Here is a 17,728-nt window from a genome sequence, read left to right as displayed (position 1 = left end):
GGCGCCGCTAGAACTCGGCGACCGCGTGTTCCAGCCGCTCGGCCAGTCGTGCTTCCGCTTCGGCGCGCCGCGTCGGGATATGGGCCGAGGGGAAAGGCGTTGTCACCGGCTCGTATTCGCGCAATGTCCGGCGGGCGACCGTCATCTTGTGCAGCTCGGTGGCCCCATCGGCGATGCCCAGCGACTCGGCGGCGACCAGCATCTTGACGAACGGCATCTCGTCGGAGACGCCGAGCGCGCCGTGCAGGTGCATGGCCCGCTGCGCCACGTCGTGGAGCACCTGCGGCATGGCCACTTTCACGGCCGCGATGTCGCGGCGCACCTTCTGATAGTCGTGGTGCTTGTCGATCAACCACGCGGTGCGGAGCACCAGGAGCCTGAACTGCTCGATCTGGATCCAGCTGTCGGCGATCTTCTCCTGCGTCATCTGGAAGTCGGAGAGGTGGCCGTGCCTGGTCTTGCGTGACACGGCGCGTTCGCACATCATGTCAAAAGCCTTGCGCGCCAAGGCGATCGTGCGCATCGCATGGTGGATGCGGCCGCCGCCGAGGCGCGTCTGCGCGATCATGAACGCCGCACCTTCACCACCCAGCACGTGATCGGCCGGCACCCGGACGTCGTTGTAACGGACGTACCCGTGCGAACCGTGCTTCGACTCGCCTCCCACCCCGACGTTGCGGATGATCTCGATCCCCGGCGTCTCGCCCGGGACGATGAAGAGTGACATTTTGTCGTACGTGCGTGCGTCGGGCTTCGTCACCGCCATGACGATGAAGAACGACGCGTGCCTGGCGTTGCTGGAGAACCACTTCTCCCCGTTGATGACCCAGTCGTCGCCGTCGCGGGTTGCGCTCGTCACGAACATCCCCGGGTCAGAACCACCTTGCGGTTCGGTCATCGAGTAGCACGAGGTGATCTCGCCGTCCAGCAACGGCTGTAGGTAGCGGGCCTTCTGCTCGTCGGTGCCGAACAGGGCGAGGATCTCGGCGTTACCGGAATCCGGTGCCTGACAGCCGAATACCGACGGCGCCCAGCGGGAACGCCCGAGGATTTCATTGAGCAACGCCAGCTTGACCTGACCGAAGCCCTGCCCGCCCAGCTCCGGACGTAGGTGCGCAGCCCACAATCCCTGATCCTTCACCTGCTGCTGCAGGGGCCGCAGGATGGCCATCATCTCGGGGTTCTTCTTGTCATACGGGTCGAGCGCCACCAGGTCGAGCGGTTCCAGCTCTTCGGTCATGAATTTTTCGACCCAGTCCAGCTTTGCCTGGTATTCGGGGTCTGTTTCGAAGTCCCACACCGTGGCCAACCAATCCCCGGCGCAACGCCGCGCCGGACTCGTTGATGAAGCCACCCCATCCTAGAGCGGCGCGATCGCCTCGGCTGCGGGAACCTATTCGTGCTCGCCGCGGGTGTCGATGATCCGCTGGGCGATGTCGACCAGCTTCGTCTGGTTCTCCTGCGAGAGCATCCGCAGCAGGTCAAAGGCGCGCACCTCGTCCACGCCGAAGCGTTCCATGATGATGCCCTTGGCCTGACCGATGCGGTCTCGAGTCGATACCGCCGAATACAGTTGTTCCGCATGGCTTCCGGCCAGGATCGCCGCGGCGGCATGCGCGGCGAACACCGAGCCGATGGTCTCGGCTTCGGTGTCCCACACGTTGGCCTCGTGACCGAACAGGTTCAGCGCGCCGGCGGTGCGGTCCGCGGTGTACAGCTTGAAGGACATGCTGCTGAGCACACCGAGCTGCACGGCCGCGGGGCCGTATTTCGGCCAGCGCGGTTCGTTGCGCAGGTCATCGCTGCGCACGATCGTTTGCTGCAGAGCCGCCTCGGCGCAGGGCCCCTCACCGAAATCGTGCTGCAGCTTGTCGAGCTGCGACGCCAGGCCGTCGGTGTCGGCCAGGGATTCGAACTCGCCGCCCTTTTTCACCAGCAGCACCCCGGCGATGTCGGCTCCCGGTATCACCTCGACCGCCGCCGCGGTCACCTCGGCCAGCACCTGCTCGAGGCGGCGCGGAGCGGCCATCCCGCGGACCAGCTCTGCCATCCGTACGGCGAGCTTGTACCGGGATTCTGGGTCTGCAGCGTCCATAGGCCCCCGATTCTGCATGATTTGCCCATTGCTCGTAACCCGCGTAGCCACGTTTAGGGGTCATCTGTCGCACGGTCTCTAGGATTCGGCGCCGCGGGTCTGGCCGCGAAACTCCCGGTTATCCGAGGTCCACGACCCGATCGCGGCCCCGAGGGAAGCAAAATACGGCTCGCCGTCGTGCGTCTTCAAACGTCCGAGCGGACTCGCGTGGCCGCAACCGTCACCCGGAGTCGGATGTGGATACCAGGGGTAGCGGCGCCGAAACGGCAGCGGAGGTCCGTTCAGCCCAGCTTCGGTAAGACGTTGGCGCGGTAGAACTCGATGGCGGCGAGGGGATCGTCTTGGGGAAAGTGCAGGAACGGGACGGCACCGGCGTCGAGGACGCGCCGCACGGCGCCGACGTGGGTGGCCGGATCGGTGCCCACGGTCCAGCCGGCCAGCACCTTGTCGATGGGGTTGACCTCCGCGGCGCGCTGGATCTCGACGGGATTGGGCTGATCGACCGCCCCGGCCGTGAAACGCCACAGCGTGGCGGCCCGGGTCGCCACGGCGGTGTCGCCGACCACCGCGAACAGTTCGGCGCGCTTGCCCAGCGTGGCCACATCACGACCGGCGGCTTGCGCACCGGCAGCGAAGGCCGCCAACAGTTTTGGGTTCGTGACATCGTGTGCCTGCGTGATCCACCCGTCCCCGTGTTGTCCGGCCAGCTTCGCGCTTTTCGGGCCGCCGGCGGCCACGAAGATCGGTGGGGGCGTAGTCGGAACATCGTAGAGCTTCAGCGAATTCGTTTTGAAATAGCGGCCGGAGAAAGAGATTCGTGAACCGCTCCACAGTTGGCGGATAAGGTCGATCGCTTCGACCAGCCGGTCGTGGCGCTCGGCGTAGTTCCCGTAGGTGTTGGTGGTGGCCTGTTCGTTCAGCCGCTCGCCGGTGCCCACACCCAGAAACACCCTGCCCGGGTTGAGGATCGCCAGGGAGGCGAATGCCTGGGCGACCGTGGCGGGGTGGTAGCGGTAGGTCGGGCAGGTCACCCCGGTGCCGAATGAGACGCGGCTGGTGTTGTTGCCGACCAACGCCAGCGTCAACCACGGAAACATCGCATGGCCCTCGTTGTCCTGCCACGGCTGGATGTGGTCGCTGGCCCAGACGTATTGAAAGCCGGCCTGTTCGGCCGCCTGAGCCTGTGCCACCAGCCGATCGGTGCGGAACTGCTCGTGTGAGAGGACGAGGCCAATCCCCTTGCCCGCCGGCGTCGGTGGGCCGCTGGATTTGTTGTGGTCGCCAGCCGGTTTCGCGCATCCGTCCGCCAGACCGACGGATCCGAGCATGCCCGCGCCGGCCGCCGCCCGCGCGAATGCTCGCCGCGAGATGCCGGTCACCGGGTGGGCATACCCACCACGCGGTGTGTCATACCCACTAGCCTGGCACAGGTGACCCCGCAGGTGCGCCCGGCAGTCAGAGCTGACGTCCGCGCGCTGTCGCGCACCCTGGCCCGCGCGTTCTACGACGACCCGGTGATGATCTGGCTGATTCCCGACCAGGACAAGCGGACCGCGCATCTGTCCCGGTTGTTCGCGACGATGACGCGCCACCACCACCTCGCTCGCGGCGGTGTGGAGGTGGCGCACGCGGATGGGGGTATCGGCGCGGCGGCGCTGTGGGATCCGCCCGACCAGTGGCGAGAGACGACCGGTGGGCAGCTGGCGATGACGCCGACGTTCATCCGGGTGTTCGGCCTGCGCTCGATGCGCGGACGCGCGGTGCAGGAATTGATGAAGAGCGTGCATCCCGAGGAACCGCACTGGTACCTCGCCGTGATCGGCAGCGATCCCGGGGTCCGCGGCACGGGATTCGGTCAGGCGCTGATGCGCTCGCGCCTGGATCGCTGCGACGCCGAATACTGTCCGGCCTACCTCGAGTCGAGCAAGCCCGAAAATGTGCCCTACTACGAGCGTTTCGGCTTCAGCGTCACCCGCGAGCTGGTGCTGCCGGACGGCGGTCCGAGCCTGTGGGCCATGTGGCGCCCTCCCCGTTAGCGGCTTTACCCCAATGGCCTTCCGCCCGCGTTTAACCCCCCGACGCGGCGGGCAACCGTCTTGGCATGAGCGATGACCCACAGCCCGACGAGCTGGTGGATCCCGCGGACTTTCCCGAAGAGGGCGGGCCGGGTGACACCTTGAACCCGAGCGAGGGTACCGACTCGGACGAATTGCGCAACGACGACGGCGACATCGTGGTCGACCCGCCCGAGGACTGGAGCGAGGCCAACCGGTTCGGCGTGACGGCCCGGGAAGAACGCGAGGGCGAGTCCCTCGACGCGCGGCTGGCGGCCGAAGAGCCCGACGTTCCCGATGCCATGGAGCCGGTCGACGACGGACCCCGGCGCGCCCACCGGGGCCAGGTGGACGGCACGCCCGAAGACGGCGACTCGCTCTACGACGTCGTCGACGAGTAAGTCAGTGCTCGGCTGTTTACTGCGGCCGACGCGGTCAGGGTGTGCTCTGCCAGCCGGCGATGCCGGTGGCGATCATCCTCAGCTGCTTGACGGCGAGGCGGCGGATGTCTTCGGTCGCCTCGATGCTCTGCGAATCCTCGATGGCCTCCGCGACGACGATCATGGCGTTGACGAACAGGGTCGCCAGCACGTTGAGATCCTCGGTGGTCCACTTGTTGAGCCCGGGGAATCGCGCCAGGTCGGTGGCCAGCTCGGAGGTGATCAGCCGGATCTCGGTGCGGATGGCATACCGCAGCACCGACAGGCCGCTGTTGCGTTCCCGGCCGATCAGTCGCCAGTGCTCGCGCCTGTCGGCGACGCTGGCGACGAGGATCTCGACGGACGACTCGATCACCCGGTTCGGGTCGAGCTTGCCGGCACGCGCATCACGCAGGGTGTCTCGCAGGCTCCGGAAGGACTCGTCGATCAGGACCAGGCCGAGGGCCTCCATCGATTCGAAGTGCCGGTAAAACGCCGCCGGAACGATCCCGACCTCTCGGGTCACCTCGCGCAGGCTCAGGCTGGAGAAGCTGCGGTCCTGCAGGAGCTTGAGCGCTGCGGCGATGATGGCCCGGCGGGTCGCCTCCTTGCGCTCCTCACGCGACTTGCTCTCGCGTGAGCGTTCGCGGCCAGAGCCCCGCGCCCGTGAGCTAGGAGTACGGCTGTTCACTATGTGAACCCTACCACAGAGCGGCAGTAAACCCTTGACGACATGGGCGTTCTAGTCGCACGGTGTACATATGTTCACTCAAACCGCTCAAGCTTCCGGTCGAGTCCTCGCGCGGAGCCTCCGGCAGCGCGTCTTGGGTTCAGAGCTATTAAACCTGCTGACCGGTCCGCACGGCGTCGACCGTTACACCGAACTCGTGGCGCCGACGTGGACGCTGGGCGAAGCCCGCGCCAAAGTGACCGACGTGCGCCGGACCACGCCCCGCAGCGTGACCCTCGCCCTGACCCCCAACGACACCTTTCTGTCCGCTCACACCCTCAAGGCCGGCCAGTACGTCAACCTCACCGTCGAGATCGACGGCCGCCGGCACACCCGCTGCTATTCGCCCGCCAACGTCGAAGGCGCGGCCATCCTCGAGCTGACCATCGGCCGGCACGAGGGCGGCCTGGTCTCGAACTATCTGTACGAACACGCCCACCGCGGCATGGTGGTCGGTCTGACGGGTACCGGCGGTGACTTCACGTTGCCGGCCGGCGGCCCGCGGCGCATTCTCTTCATCTCCGGGGGAAGCGGTATCACCCCCGTGTTGTCGATGGCGCGCACCTTGATCTCCCGGGGCCATCCGGGCGAGATTGCCTTCATCCACTACGCACGCACGCCCGCCGAGGCCTGCTACCGCAACGAGCTGGCCGCGATGTCCTCGGTGCGGGTGCTGCACGGCTACACGCGATCCGACGACGGCGACCTCGCCGGACGTTTCGGCCCGGAGCACCTGGCCGCCGCGATGCCGTCACCCGATGCGGTATTCGTCTGCGGGCCACCGGCTCTGGTCGACGCCGTGCAAGCGCACTGCGACAACGTCCACACCGAAAGCTTCGTGCCGCCCGTGTTCGACGCACCGGCCAGTCCGTCGGGTGGCCGGGTCACGTTCGCCGACAGTGGTGTCGGCGTCGTCGACGACGGACGGTCGCTGTTGGAACAGGCCGAATCGGCGGGACTGTCACCCGAAAACGGATGCCGGATGGGCATCTGCCACACCTGCACGCGGCGCAAAACCGCCGGCACCGTGCGCAACCTGGTCACCGGCGCGGTCTCGACCGCACCCGATGAGGACGTGCAGATCTGCGTGTCCGTTCCGGTCGGTGACGTGGACCTGTCGCTGTAGCGACAAGCCGCCCAGCCCACAGAAACGCTTGGAGGACAAACAATGTCGAACGACAAGATCACCCTCACACCCGAACAGGCCGACGCGTTCGGCCGTGAACTCGATGCCATCAAGGAACGCGTGATGGCAGAACTTGGCGAACAGGACGCCGACTACATCCGCCGGGTCATCAAGACCCAGCGTGCGCTGGAAGTCGGTGGCCGGGCGTTGTTGTTTCTGCCGCCGGCCTGGCTGCTGGGCACCACGATGCTGGGCCTGTCGAAGATCCTGGACAACATGGAGATCGGGCACAACATCATGCACGGCCAGTACGACTGGATGCGTGACCCGGCCATCTCCGGCCGCGCCTTCGAGTGGGACACGGCGTGCCCGGCCGATCAGTGGCGGCACTCGCACAACTACATGCACCACACCCACACCAACATCGTGGGCATGGACCGCGACATCGGCTACGGCATCCTGCGGATGAGCGAGGACCAGCCCTGGGAGCCGTACTTCATCGGTAACCCGCTCTACGCGTTCCTGCTGATGGTGTTGTTCCAGTACGGCGTCGCGCTGCACGAGCTGGAAACCGAGCGCATCCGCTCCGGCGAGATCCGGCTCGAGGACAAGCGTGAAGTCCTTCGGGCCATCTGGCGCAAGACCCGTCGGCAGACCCTCAAGGACTACGTCGCCTTCCCGCTGCTGGCCGGGCCGTTCGCGCCGTTCGTCTTCACCGGCAACCTGACGGCCAACCTGATGCGCAACGTGTGGTCGTACATGATCATCTTCTGCGGCCACTTCCCGGACGGGACACAGGAATTCACCGTCGAGGAAACCAAGGACGAGTCACGCGGCATGTGGTACTTCCGCCAGGTCCTCGGCTCGGCAAACCTCACCGGCGGCAAGCTCTTTCATCTGCTATCCGGCAACCTGTCGCACCAGATCGAGCACCACCTGTTCCCCGACATGCCGGCGCGCCGCTACTCCGAGATCGCGCCCGAGGTGCAGGAGATCTGCGAGCGCTACGGCATCCCGTACAACCGCGGTCCACTGCTGCGCCAGTTCGGCACCGTCGTCCGCAAGATCGTCCGGCTGACCTTCCCGGATTCATGGGTGCCCAAAGCCGGCGCCGACAAGCCCACCGAGTCCGAGCCGGTCGCCGCCTAATCCAACGCGGTCCGGGCATTGCCTCGCGCCGGGACAGGGGCACAATGAGGTCCGTGGAATGGACCGGCGCGCGGTATGCGGACACCCCGACAGTGGAAGCCTCGACGTGGATCGACGCGGACCCGGACCGGGTCTGGAGCCTGGTCTCGGATATCGCGCTGATGCCGGCGTTCAGCAGCGAGCTGAAGGCGGTGGAATGGGCCGAGGGATCCGACGGCCCACGGGTCGGTGCCCGCTTCATCGGACACAACGAGCATGACGCGTTCGGGCAATGGAGCAGCACCTCGCAGATCGTCGCCTGCGACCAGCCACACGAATTCGCCTGGGCCGTCGGCGAACCCGACGACCCCGCGGCGAAGTGGCGATTCCGGTTGGTACCCCGCGACGGCGGCACCGTCCTGAACTACTGGATGCAGATGGGGCCGGGCCGCTCGGGGCTGTCGGTGGCCCTCGAGTCGATGCCCGACAAGGAACAGAAAATCGTGTTCGTGCGGCTGCGCGAGTTCGAGGGCGCGATCGAGAAGACCCTGGCGGCGATCAAACGGCTGGCCGAACACGGGGTCCATTGATGCGGACCGCCACGACGGTCGAGCTGTCCGGTGCCGGCAGCGAGGTCGCCGAGGTCGTGGCGCTGGTCGTCGAGGCGGAGAAGCTGGGCCTCGACGTCTGCTGGGTGGCCGAGGCGTGGGGCGCGGACGCGCCGTCGGCGCTGGGTTACCTGGCGGCGCGGACCGAGCGGATCCTGCTGGGTTCCGGCGTTTTTCAGGTCGGCACCCGGTCGCCGGTCATGGTCGCCCAGACCGCGATCACGCTGTCCAATCTGTCGAACGGGCGATTTCTGCTCGGGTTGGGTGCCTCGGGCCCGCAGGTGATCGAGGGCCTGCACGGTGTCTCGTTCAGCCGGCCGCTGGCGCGCATCTCCGAAACGGTCGACATCGTGCGGCAGGTGTTCGCGGGCGGGAAAATCTCTTATGCAGGAAGCGAATTCGAGATCCCGCGGCCCGGCGGCGCGGCGGTACCGATGCGGTTGTCGACTCGCGCTGAGCACGCCATCCCGGTGTACCTGGCCGCCCTGTCGCCGGCGATGCTGCGGCTGACCGGACGAGTCGGCGACGGCTGGCTGGGCACCAGCTTTGTTCCCGAAGGCGCCGGCGACGCCTACTTCGCCCACCTCGATGACGGGCTGGCGGCCGCGAACCGCACCCGCGCCGATATCGACATCTGCCAGGGCGCCGAAGTCGCTTTCGCCGCAGACGAAGACGAATTGCGTGGCATGGTCGCGGGTCGCAAGAAAGAGCTGGCCTTCAGTCTTGGCGGCATGGGCTCGGCGAGCACGAATTTCTACAACCGGGCCTACAGCCGGCAGGGCTGGGCAGACGTCGCCGCCGAGGTCCGCGAGTGCTGGCAGCGCGGCGACCGGGATCGCGCGGCCGCCCTGGTGACCGACGACATGGTGCTGGCCACCACGCTCATCGGGACCGAGGAGATGGTCTCCGCACGCCTTGCCGTGTGGCGCGATGCCGGCGTGAACACCGTGCGCATGTATCCCGCGGGGGACACGCTGGACGCCAAGCTGGAGACGTTGGGCCGGGCGATCGAGCTGGTCCGCGAACGTAGTGGCGATCGGGAGCGCGACGTAGCCGGGTGAAGCGGGTCGCCACCATCCACCTCAGGTCACCGCGGTGGGCGCGTCGACCGCCTTGACGAGTTTCACCTCCGGCCGCTGCGGCACGCCGTCGGCGAGGAACCAGCGAAATGCCAGGTTGCCGCGCGGATAGCCAAGCGTGGTAAGCGAATTCGGGTGGGCCGTTTCGACGGGGGACAATACCACCGTCACGGAGCCGTCGCTGTTGGCGACGGCGCTGTGGCCGTTGAGGGAGCACCTGGCATCGCCCGCGCCGAAGGTCGCCATGAACTGGTTCCACACCACCAGGTTCCAGAACCGGCACGAAGGCGGGCGGTGCGTGATGACCAGCGCCTCGTCCTCGTCGAGCACAAAACTGCCGTAGGCGTAGCAGGCGTCGCGCGCCGACCAGCCGAAGTTCGCGTCCGGAACCTGGTAGGGATCGGCGAATGCGTTGGCGGCATGGGCGGTTTCGTGTCCCAGGGCGTGCTCATCGTCGACCCGGGTCCCCACCGCCAGCGGCACAATGGCGAACATGGTCCGCAACCAGGTGGCCGCGGCGCGCAGACGCGCCGCGGTTTCGGTGTCGCCGTGCCGTATCGGGTCTGGCTCGTCGAGCGCCTCGATGTGCCACGTCACCGGGCGGCCGGTCAGGGGATCGGCCTGATAGTCGCGGGTCATCAGCACGGCCGCGTCGGGCGTGGCCGGGAATTCGAAGGAGAAGTTGCCGTCGGCGTCGATCTCGAGATCGGTGTCGCGGACGATCGAAACGACCCGATCGGACCAGGCGCCGGGCGAGGGCTCGTTGTAGGCCGTCACCGAAAAGTACACGCTGTCACCCTTATTCCCGTTGATGCGGTACCGGCGGGTGGGATCGACCGGGCAGACGAAGTAGTAGGCGTCGGTGTTGTCCCCGCCCCAGCGGCGGTCGCGGCGGAAGGGAGTGTTCACCGCGACGAACTGCGGCCGGCCCGGTTCGGGGAACAGGTAGGTGTCCAGGGCCACGCCCAGGGTGGCGGCGAGCATGCGGTAGCCGTCGGCGACATGCCGGTCGTCGGTGACGGCACGGTCGCCCTCGAGGAACGAGTGATCCAGTTCGCCAAGCGTTTTCAGCAATTCCTGCCACGCGTCCGTCGATTGGTGCGTCATGCGCTGATTCCTTTCAGGAGCAACCCGGTGGTGCGATCGACCCACGCATCGTCGAGTTCGCCGGGGCGGGTGAGCAGGCCGATCAGCGTGATGCCGGCGATGGCCTCGGTCAGTTCCGTGGCGCTCACGTCGGCGCGCACCTCGCCACGGGCGGTAGCCCGCTCCAGCAACTCGCCGAGGCCGCCGCCGATGATGCCGGCGAACCGCTCCAGCAGCGCCGAATGCAAGGTCGGATCGGCCGCCATCTCGCCGACGAGCCCGGGCAAGGCCGCCCTGGCGGCCGGTGTGGTCAGGAAAGCCATTGCGCGACAGACCATCTCGTGCAGATCCTCGGGCAGCGATCCGGTGTCGGGGATCTGTGTCGCGGCGCCGATCGGAAACACCGCCTCGTGCACCAGATGCGCCTTACTCGGCCAGCGGCGATAGATCGCGGGCTTGCTGGTGCCGGCTCGCTTGGCGATGGCGGAGACCAGCAGCGCGGAATAACCCGTTTCGGCCAGCAGCTCCACGGTGGCGCGTAACACCGCGCCGTCGATGCGCGGATCACGGGGCCGGCCAAAATCTACTACCATTACGAAACTCAGAGTAACATAAGTCGGCGTGACCGTTCGCCTCGACGACCTAGCCCGGCCCCGATTCAGCGCCGAGGGACAGCAAGTCCTCGACATGATGGCCACGATGGCCCCGCAGTGCCCACTGGATGCCGACGCGCTGCACGCGCAGGCCTGCGCCGACACCGGTCTGCGTGATTTCGGCCCCGAAGACTACCGAGAACGCCTCGACGTCTATCTCGCGGCGTTGCGCGAGATCGACGGACTGCACGACGCCGGCGTCGTGAACTTCTACGGACAACTGCTGCAGCTGCTCAAGAACAGGCTGCTGCTGACGGACCTGCTGCGCAAACATCCCGAGATCAATGACATCGAACTCCGCTCGCCGGTGGTCATCGCCGGACTGCCCCGCACCGGCACCACACACCTGCACAACCTGCTGGCCGCGCCGCCGACCTTCCGCACCATGCCGTACTGGGAAAGCGTCGAGCCGTTCCCGATGCCGAATGAGGTTGGCGTCGATCCGGATCCGCGGCGCGCTCGGATGGACGTCGCGGTCGGGGTGATCAACATGGTCATGCCACATTTCGCGCTCATGCACGAGATGACCACCGATCACGTGCACGAAGAGATCCAGCTGCTGGCCAATGACGTGTCAACGATGCTGCTGGAGACCCTCGCCGATGTGCCCCGCTGGCGTGACTACTACCAGGCGCACGACCAAACGCCGCACTACCGGTACCTCGCGACGCAACTCAAAGCGATGCAGTTCCTGCGCGGCGGGCGGCGCTGGCTGCTCAAGTCGCCCCAGCATCTCGAGCAGGTAGTGGTGCTGGATCGGGTCTTCCCCGACAGCATCGTCGTGTTCACCCACCGCGACCCGGTGCCGGTGGCGCTGTCGATGATCGCGATGATCACCTACTCCGCCCGCATGCACCGCTCGCCGGTGCCGGTAAAACAGATCGCCAACTCCTGGATCGATCGCCTCGATCAGATGCTCACCGCGCTCGTCCGCGACCGCGACGCCATCGGGCCGGAACGCTCGATCGACGTTCGGTTCGACGACTTCATGGCCGACGAACTCGGTGTTGCCGAGCGGGTCTACGCCCTGGCCGGCGAACCGTTTACCGACGAGGCGCGTCGTCCGATCGCCGACTACCTGTCGATCCACCGCCGCGGCCGACTGGGCAACGTGGAGACGTCCGCTGCGATGTTCGGGCTGGACGAGGACAGCCTGCGGGAGCGCTTCGCGCCGTATGTCGAGCGGTTCCTGGCCTAACCCCTGCCGAGCCGCTACGTTCTGAATTCATGGTCACTATGCCCGCGCTGGACGGTGTCGAACACAGGTACGTCGAGCTGGGAGACGGCGTGACGATCCATGTCGCGGACGCGGGTCCGGCGAGCGGGCCGGCGGTGATGCTGGTGCACGGCTTCCCGCAGAACTGGTGGGAATGGCACGAGCTGATCGGACCGCTGGCCACCGACGGCTACCGGGTGCTGTGTCCGGACCTGCGCGGCTCGGGCTGGAGTTCGGCGCCGCGCTCGAGCTACACCAAGGATGAGATGGCCGACGACTTGGCCGGGGTGCTGGAGCGGTTGGGCGTCGCTACCGTCAAGCTGGTGGCCCACGACTGGGGCGGGCCGGTCGCGTTCATCATGATGCTGCGCCATCCCGAGAAGGTGACCGGATTCTTCGGGGTGAATACCGTTGCGCCGTGGGTGAAGCCGAGCCTTGCGACGCTGCGTAATATCTGGCGGTTCTGGTATCAGATCCCGATTTCGCTGCCGATCATCGGGCCGCGGGTGATCAGCGATCCCAACTCCCGGTTCGTCCGCATGCTCGGGTCATGGGTCGGGGGTGGCTACACCCTGCCCGAGGAAGACACCCGCATGTACCTCGAGTGCATGCAGCAGCCCGGCCACGCGGAGGCCGGTTCGCGGTGGTATCGCAGCTTCCAAACCAAAGAGATGCGGCGATGGATGCGCGGCGAATACAACGATGCTCGGGTCGACGTCCCGGTCCGCTGGCTGACGGGAACCGAAGATCCCGTGATCACGCCCGATCTCACCGACGGATATGCCGATCGCATCAATGATTTCGGGGTCGAGCTGGTCGACGGCGTTGGCCATTGGATCGTGGACCAGCGGCCCGACCTGGTCCTCGACCGGTTGCGCGCGTTCCTGAAACTTTGAGCTAGTCGACGCCGATCGTCACTTCCGTCGACTTGATGAACACGGTCGCCGGCTGCCCCACCTTGAGTCCGAGGTCGGTTGCGGCATCCTTGGTCACCGACGACGTGACCACCTGATCGCCACCGTCAAGCGTCACCTTCACAACGGCCATCACGGTGCCGAGTTCGACCTCGGTGATGGTCCCCCTGAGCTGGTTTCGGGTCGAGAGCCGCATCGCAGGATCCTCCATGTCGGAACGGGTGGGGTCTGCGGAGAGCCTAGCGCTGCCAGGCGCAGGCCGGATGGCTTGCGACACCTTCGGTTACGGAGATCGACGGGCTAATGCCGCGGCCCGAGCAGGGCTACGGACGCATCCACGGCCGGTTCCACGATTTCTCGGACCGGCTTCCCGTCCTCGACCGCAAGCGCGGTCAGCTCCCGCAGGCCGCCCAACAGGATCACGGACAGCGGCGGGGTCAACGGAGGTAGCTTTGCGCGCCGGAACCCGGGACTGGCGCTGAGGTCGATCAGCAGGCTGGACAGCAACTGCAGTCCGCGACGCTGGACGGGCCGAGCGGCCGCACCCAGCGAGGGCAATTCACGGATCCAGCTCAACGTAATGGCCGGCCGAGCCTCGATGTATCCGACATAGGCCTCGACCGCCTGCCGGATCTGCACGTGCCAGTCGGCCTCGGGATCGACCGAGGTCGTGATCTTCGCGCCGAGTTTCTCGATGTCGACGGCCAGTAGCTCGAGGAAGCATTCTTCCTTGCCGGCGAAGTGGTCGTAGAAGGTGCGCTTGGACGTGCGCGCGTGGCGGACGACATCGGCGACCGTGCTGGCGCGATAGCCGCGCTCGCTGATCGAGGTGGCCAGGCCGTCGAGCAGCCGTTGCCGAAATGGATCCGGCTCGGCGGGTGCGTCATCCGCAACCGCGCCGGCGACGGTCGCTGTCACCGCTGGTGTCACGCGGGCGCCCCTTTCGGTGGGTGCGGCACCTTGTCAGGCTTGGTACTTCAGAGTACCGTACCGGGAAGGACCTGCGGTACATCGCCGTACCACCCCGCTGCCGGGGCATATGTTGGGAGAAGTCATCGTCATGCGCCAACAAGTCGCCGCCCCGCCGGCCGCAGTCAAGTTGCCTCCTGCGGCCCGAATTCCCAAGGTATTCCAGGGCCTTGGATTCGCGATGTCGCGGCGCACGATGATGCGGCGACTATCGCGCCGCTATGGCAGTGTCTTCACGCTGAAACTCCCGATGTGGGGGCGCGTCATCGCGGTCAGTGACCCGGAGCTGGCCAAACAGATATTCACCACCAGCCCCGACGAACTCGGCAACATCCAGCCCAATCTGAGCAGATTGTTCGGCCACGGCTCGGTATTCGCGCTCGAGGGCGACGACCACCGCCGCCGGCGACGCCTGTTGGCGCCGCCGTTTCACGGCAAGAGCATGAAGAACTACGAGAGCATCATCGAAGAGGAGACGCTGCGCGAGATCGCCGGCTGGCCGCAGGGTGAGTCTTTCGCAACGCTGCCACCGATGATGAGGATCACGCTGAACGCAATCCTGCGCGCGGTCTTCGGGGCCGACGGAGCCGAACTCGACGAGCTGCGACGGCTCATCCCGCCGTGGGTCACCCTGGGCTCGCGTCTGGCGTCGCTGCCGAAGCCGAAACGGAATTACGGCCGGTTCAGCCCGTGGTCGCGCCTGGACGAGTGGCGACGTCAGTACGACAAGGTCATCGACACGTTGATCGCGTCCGAGCGGGCGGACCCCAACTTCGCCGAGCGGACCGACGTGCTCGCCCTGCTGCTGCGCAGCACCTACGACGACGGTACGGCCATGTCGCGCAAGGACATTGGTGACGAGCTGCTCGCCCTGCTGGCGGCCGGACACGAAACCACCGCGTCCACGTTGGGCTGGGCGTTCGAGCGGATCAGCCGGCACCCGGACCTGCTGAGGGCGCTCGTCGAGGAGGCCGACAACGGCGGCAGCGAGCTTCGTCAGGCGACGATCCTGGAGGTCCAGCGGGCGAGGACGGTGATCGACTTCGCCGGTCGCCACGTTTACCCGGAGACCTTTCAACTCGGCGAGTGGCGGATTCCGCGCGGTTATTCGATCATCGTCGGCATAGCGCAACTACACGACAACCCCGAGGTGTTCCCCGATCCCAAGCGCTTTGACCCCCAGCGCTTTATTGGAACGAAACCGTCGGCGCTGTCCTGGGTGCCGTTCGGCGGCGGCACCCGCCGGTGTGTCGGGGCGGCGTTCGCCAATATGGAGATGGATGTGGTGCTTCGAACGGTGTTGCGCCACTGCACTATTGAAACGACAGACGCACCGGATGAGCCTTGGCATTGCCGCGGGGTGGCGTTCACCCCGAAGGACGGCGGCCGGATTGTGCTGCACCGGCGCCGTTCCGCTTGACGTAGCTCAGTTTTCGCCGCGTGGCGGGGTGCGGCGAGTGGTTTCCAAGGCGATACACAATTCCGCCGCCGCGCGGGGTTCGGTGACCAGGCGTCCGGTTCGATGCTCGATCTTGCGCAACCTTTGGCGCACCGTATTGGGGTGGACGTACAGGGCCTGTGCGGCACGCTCGGTCGAACCTCCATGGTCGAACCAGGCCTCCAGGGTGTCGAGCAATGCTTCTCGTTCGTGATCGGCCAGATCGTCGAGCGGACCGAGAACGTTCGCCGCGATACGGCCCATCACCTCGGGGGCGGCCACAGCGGTGACGGCGATGACGTCGCGGTCGAAGACGGTGATCGGTCCACGATCGGGACGCGATGCCGTCATCGCGATCCTTGCGTAGCGCAATGCGCTTGCGGTTTGCTCGAGGTCAATTATCGACGGGCTGATCCCTATGCGAGTGGCCGGATACTTGCTCAGTTCCGCGGCCACGAGGTCAAGTGATCCGGTTGGGCCAAGGTGCAGGATGCCGATCTCGATGTCGGGTTGCAGTCGCCAGGCAGAAGAGATTCCCCGCCCGGCCAATTGGTTCTCGATGCCGGGCAAAACCGACTTGCCGATGCTGGACAGTTCAGCACACACCACGGTGTACGGGCCTTGTAGCGAAATACGCAGAGTGTCAGCGGTATTCCACAGGTCCACGGTGTCTGGCAGCCGGCCGTCGATCAGTGCTTGCACCATTGCCGAGCGCTCCTGTTGGCGGTCCACCAGCCGGCGTGTCATTTCCTCCTGGTATCCACTGACCATGGCGGTAGTGAACTCTTCCAGCGCAAGCCACATCGCGGACGAGGCGCGGACCAGTCCGCCGTCGGTCACCGTCCGCGCCCGGCCCGCCTCCGCACGCAGTTCGTCCCAGAGAAACCGAGCGCACATCCGGTAGGAATCCATGACCGCGGGTAGTGGGACACCGGCAGCGGCCCGACTACGGCCCGTCGCGGCTGCCGCGGCGGTGTCGTAATCGCGTTCCGGGGCGCCGAAGATCCCGAGGATGAAATCGAGATGAACCCGAATCGCCCCGCGCAGTTGGTCGTCCGTCACCAGCGCCACGGTGCGATGAAAGCCGACGTCGCGCCGCAGCAGCGCCACCATGCTGTCGGCAAGTTCGTCGGCGCGTGAAAGCAGGGCCGCGCCGAGTTCGGCCAATTGCGGATCCGCCGCGGAGGCTGCCATAGCGGCAGCCTAGCCCGCCTCTCGCGTGGGCCGCGCGATCACGGGATGAGGACCGTCGAGCCGTGCGTCTTGCGGTTCTCCAGGTCGCGATGGGCCTGCGCGACGTCGTGCAGACGATAGCGTTCGCCCGTCGTCACGATGATTGACCCGGCTTGGATGGCGTCGAAGAGTTCACCGGAGCGCCAAGAGAATTCGTCGTAGTTGCGATTGAAATGGGTGCGCATCGGCCGGGTCAAATACACCGACCCTGCGGCGTTGAGTCGTTGTGGATCGACGGGCGGAACCGGACCGCTGGAGGCTCCGTAGAGGGCTAGCGTCCCGCGGATCGCCAGACTGGACAGGCTGGCGTCGAACGTGGACTTGCCGACGCCGTCGTAGGCCGCCGCGACACCGTGGCCGTCGGTCAGCGAACGGATCTTCGCGCCGAAGGTGTCGGGGTCGTCGGGATAGTCGAGCACCTCGACGGCGCCCGCGCCCCGCGACATCGCGGCCTTCTGTGGTGTCGAGACGGTGGTGATCACCCGCGCGCCCAGGCTGGTAGCCCATTGCGTCAGGATCAACCCGACACCGCCCGCCCCGGCGTGCAGCAATACCGTGTCGGCGGGGCGCACCGGGTAGACCGATTTGATCAGCAGATGCGCGGTCTGCCCCTTCAAGAGGGCCGATGCGGCCACCTCTGACGTGATCCCATCGGGGACGATGGTCACTAAATCCGATGGTGCTAAGCAGTATTCGGCGTACGCGCCGATGGCGTCCGAGGTGGCTACCCGGTCACCGACACCGATCCTGCTCACCCGCTCGCCGACGGCTGCGACGACGCCGCACACTTCGCTGCCCGGGATGAAGGGCAGCGAGTGTGCATACAGGCCGGTCCGGAAATATGTGTCGATGAAGTTCACGCCGATCGCGCCGGCCTTGATCAGCACCTGCCCCGGCCCGGGTACGGGCACCGGTACCTCAACGTAGTCGAGCACCTCCGGACCACCGGTCGTGGTGATCTCTACTGCGTGCATCTGCCT

19 protein-coding genes are annotated in these 17,728 nt (G+C 66.5%); 9 read left to right on the top strand and 10 right to left on the bottom strand.

The features are described from left to right. Positions 1 to 7: 7 nt before the first annotated feature. The 3 genes from A5688_RS25615 to A5688_RS25605 all read right to left on the bottom strand — a co-directional run bounded on the left by A5688_RS25615 (position 8) and on the right by A5688_RS25605 (position 3,474). On the bottom strand, positions 8 to 1,300 hold the full coding sequence (locus A5688_RS25615; protein WP_067914776.1) for an acyl-CoA dehydrogenase family protein: 1,293 nt from the start codon (positions 1,298 to 1,300) through the stop codon (positions 8 to 10). 93 nt (positions 1,301 to 1,393) lie between these two features. Further along, positions 1,394 to 2,095 (bottom strand): GAF and ANTAR domain-containing protein, encoded by a 702-nt coding sequence (locus A5688_RS25610; RefSeq protein ID WP_067834465.1) that lies wholly within the window; start codon positions 2,093 to 2,095, stop codon positions 1,394 to 1,396. A 281-nt stretch (positions 2,096 to 2,376) separates the two neighbouring features. Then, positions 2,377 to 3,474, bottom strand: a complete 1,098-nt coding sequence (locus A5688_RS25605; RefSeq protein ID WP_067914709.1) for a F420-dependent hydroxymycolic acid dehydrogenase — start codon at positions 3,472 to 3,474, stop codon at positions 2,377 to 2,379. Between the two features lie 51 nt (positions 3,475 to 3,525). Between A5688_RS25605 and A5688_RS25600 the strand changes: the two genes are divergently transcribed. Together A5688_RS25600 and A5688_RS25595 are read left to right on the top strand one after the other, a co-directional pair. Next, positions 3,526 to 4,131: a GNAT family N-acetyltransferase gene (locus tag A5688_RS25600; RefSeq protein ID WP_067834469.1), complete on the top strand. Its 606-nt coding sequence runs from the start codon at positions 3,526 to 3,528 to the stop codon at positions 4,129 to 4,131. A 65-nt stretch (positions 4,132 to 4,196) separates the two neighbouring features. Beyond that, a complete protein-coding gene (locus A5688_RS25595; RefSeq protein ID WP_067834471.1) occupies positions 4,197 to 4,550 on the top strand; it encodes a hypothetical protein in 354 nt (117 codons plus the stop codon). 34 nt (positions 4,551 to 4,584) lie between these two features. Here the strand turns inward: A5688_RS25595 and A5688_RS25590 are convergent, their stop codons facing one another. After that, positions 4,585 to 5,259: a TetR family transcriptional regulator gene (locus A5688_RS25590; RefSeq protein WP_067914711.1), complete on the bottom strand. Its 675-nt coding sequence runs from the start codon at positions 5,257 to 5,259 to the stop codon at positions 4,585 to 4,587. Positions 5,260 to 5,329: 70 nt separating this feature from the next. Between A5688_RS25590 and A5688_RS25585 the strand changes: the two genes are divergently transcribed. Genes A5688_RS25585 through A5688_RS25570 form a run of 4 tightly spaced genes read left to right on the top strand, consistent with a single transcriptional unit; the run spans position 5,330 to position 9,221 of the window. Then, a complete protein-coding gene (locus A5688_RS25585; RefSeq protein ID WP_067914712.1) occupies positions 5,330 to 6,424 on the top strand; it encodes a ferredoxin reductase in 1,095 nt (364 codons plus the stop codon). 42 nt (positions 6,425 to 6,466) lie between these two features. Further along, positions 6,467 to 7,573, top strand: coding sequence for a fatty acid desaturase family protein (locus A5688_RS25580; RefSeq protein WP_067834476.1), 1,107 nt, complete (start codon positions 6,467 to 6,469; stop codon positions 7,571 to 7,573). Between the two features lie 44 nt (positions 7,574 to 7,617). Further along, positions 7,618 to 8,142 (top strand): SRPBCC family protein, encoded by a 525-nt coding sequence (locus A5688_RS25575; RefSeq protein ID WP_207546746.1) that lies wholly within the window; start codon positions 7,618 to 7,620, stop codon positions 8,140 to 8,142. Continuing rightward, positions 8,142 to 9,221 (top strand): LLM class flavin-dependent oxidoreductase, encoded by a 1,080-nt coding sequence (locus tag A5688_RS25570; RefSeq protein WP_067914714.1) that lies wholly within the window; start codon positions 8,142 to 8,144, stop codon positions 9,219 to 9,221. Before A5688_RS25575 ends, A5688_RS25570 begins: the two co-directional genes overlap by 1 nt. A 21-nt stretch (positions 9,222 to 9,242) precedes the next feature. Here the strand turns inward: A5688_RS25570 and A5688_RS25565 are convergent, their stop codons facing one another. Further along, a complete protein-coding gene (locus A5688_RS25565; RefSeq protein WP_067914716.1) occupies positions 9,243 to 10,346 on the bottom strand; it encodes a DUF1214 domain-containing protein in 1,104 nt (367 codons plus the stop codon). Next, complete coding sequence (locus A5688_RS25560) at positions 10,343 to 10,918, bottom strand: TetR/AcrR family transcriptional regulator (protein ID WP_067914717.1); 576 nt, start codon at positions 10,916 to 10,918, stop codon at positions 10,343 to 10,345. Before A5688_RS25560 ends, A5688_RS25565 begins: the two co-directional genes overlap by 4 nt. A 28-nt stretch (positions 10,919 to 10,946) precedes the next feature. On the opposite strand from A5688_RS25560, the gene A5688_RS25555 reads away from it, so the two are divergent. Together A5688_RS25555 and A5688_RS25550 are read left to right on the top strand one after the other, a co-directional pair. Beyond that, positions 10,947 to 12,176, top strand: a complete 1,230-nt coding sequence (locus A5688_RS25555; RefSeq protein WP_067914719.1) for a sulfotransferase family protein — start codon at positions 10,947 to 10,949, stop codon at positions 12,174 to 12,176. A gap of 29 nt (positions 12,177 to 12,205) precedes the next feature. Next, positions 12,206 to 13,090 (top strand): alpha/beta fold hydrolase, encoded by an 885-nt coding sequence (locus A5688_RS25550; RefSeq protein ID WP_067834488.1) that lies wholly within the window; start codon positions 12,206 to 12,208, stop codon positions 13,088 to 13,090. A 1-nt stretch (position 13,091) separates the two neighbouring features. On the opposite strand, the gene A5688_RS25545 is transcribed toward A5688_RS25550, so the two are convergent. Beyond that, on the bottom strand, positions 13,092 to 13,304 hold the full coding sequence (locus tag A5688_RS25545; RefSeq protein WP_067834587.1) for a TOBE domain-containing protein: 213 nt from the start codon (positions 13,302 to 13,304) through the stop codon (positions 13,092 to 13,094). A 104-nt stretch (positions 13,305 to 13,408) separates the two neighbouring features. After that, complete coding sequence (locus A5688_RS25540) at positions 13,409 to 14,026, bottom strand: TetR/AcrR family transcriptional regulator (protein ID WP_067834490.1); 618 nt, start codon at positions 14,024 to 14,026, stop codon at positions 13,409 to 13,411. Between the two features lie 142 nt (positions 14,027 to 14,168). Here A5688_RS25540 and A5688_RS25535 point away from each other — a divergent pair, with 142 nt between their 5' ends. Next, the gene (locus A5688_RS25535) at positions 14,169 to 15,497 is read left to right on the top strand and encodes a cytochrome P450 (protein WP_067914778.1); all 1,329 of its coding nucleotides are present in this window, start codon (positions 14,169 to 14,171) and stop codon (positions 15,495 to 15,497) included. 6 nt (positions 15,498 to 15,503) lie between these two features. Here A5688_RS25535 and A5688_RS25530 read toward each other — a convergent pair whose 3' ends face one another. Next, complete coding sequence (locus A5688_RS25530) at positions 15,504 to 16,709, bottom strand: PucR family transcriptional regulator (protein WP_067914721.1); 1,206 nt, start codon at positions 16,707 to 16,709, stop codon at positions 15,504 to 15,506. Positions 16,710 to 16,747: 38 nt separating this feature from the next. Next, complete coding sequence (locus A5688_RS25525; protein ID WP_067914723.1) at positions 16,748 to 17,722, bottom strand: quinone oxidoreductase family protein; 975 nt, start codon at positions 17,720 to 17,722, stop codon at positions 16,748 to 16,750. Between the last annotated feature and the right edge of the window lie 6 nt (positions 17,723 to 17,728).

It is taken from the genome of Mycobacterium mantenii (genome assembly GCF_001667865.1).
Classification (GTDB): Bacteria; Actinomycetota; Actinomycetes; order Mycobacteriales; family Mycobacteriaceae; genus Mycobacterium; species Mycobacterium mantenii_A.
The sequence above is the reverse complement of the archived record's forward strand: the minus strand, read 5'-3'. Positions and strand labels throughout refer to the sequence as shown.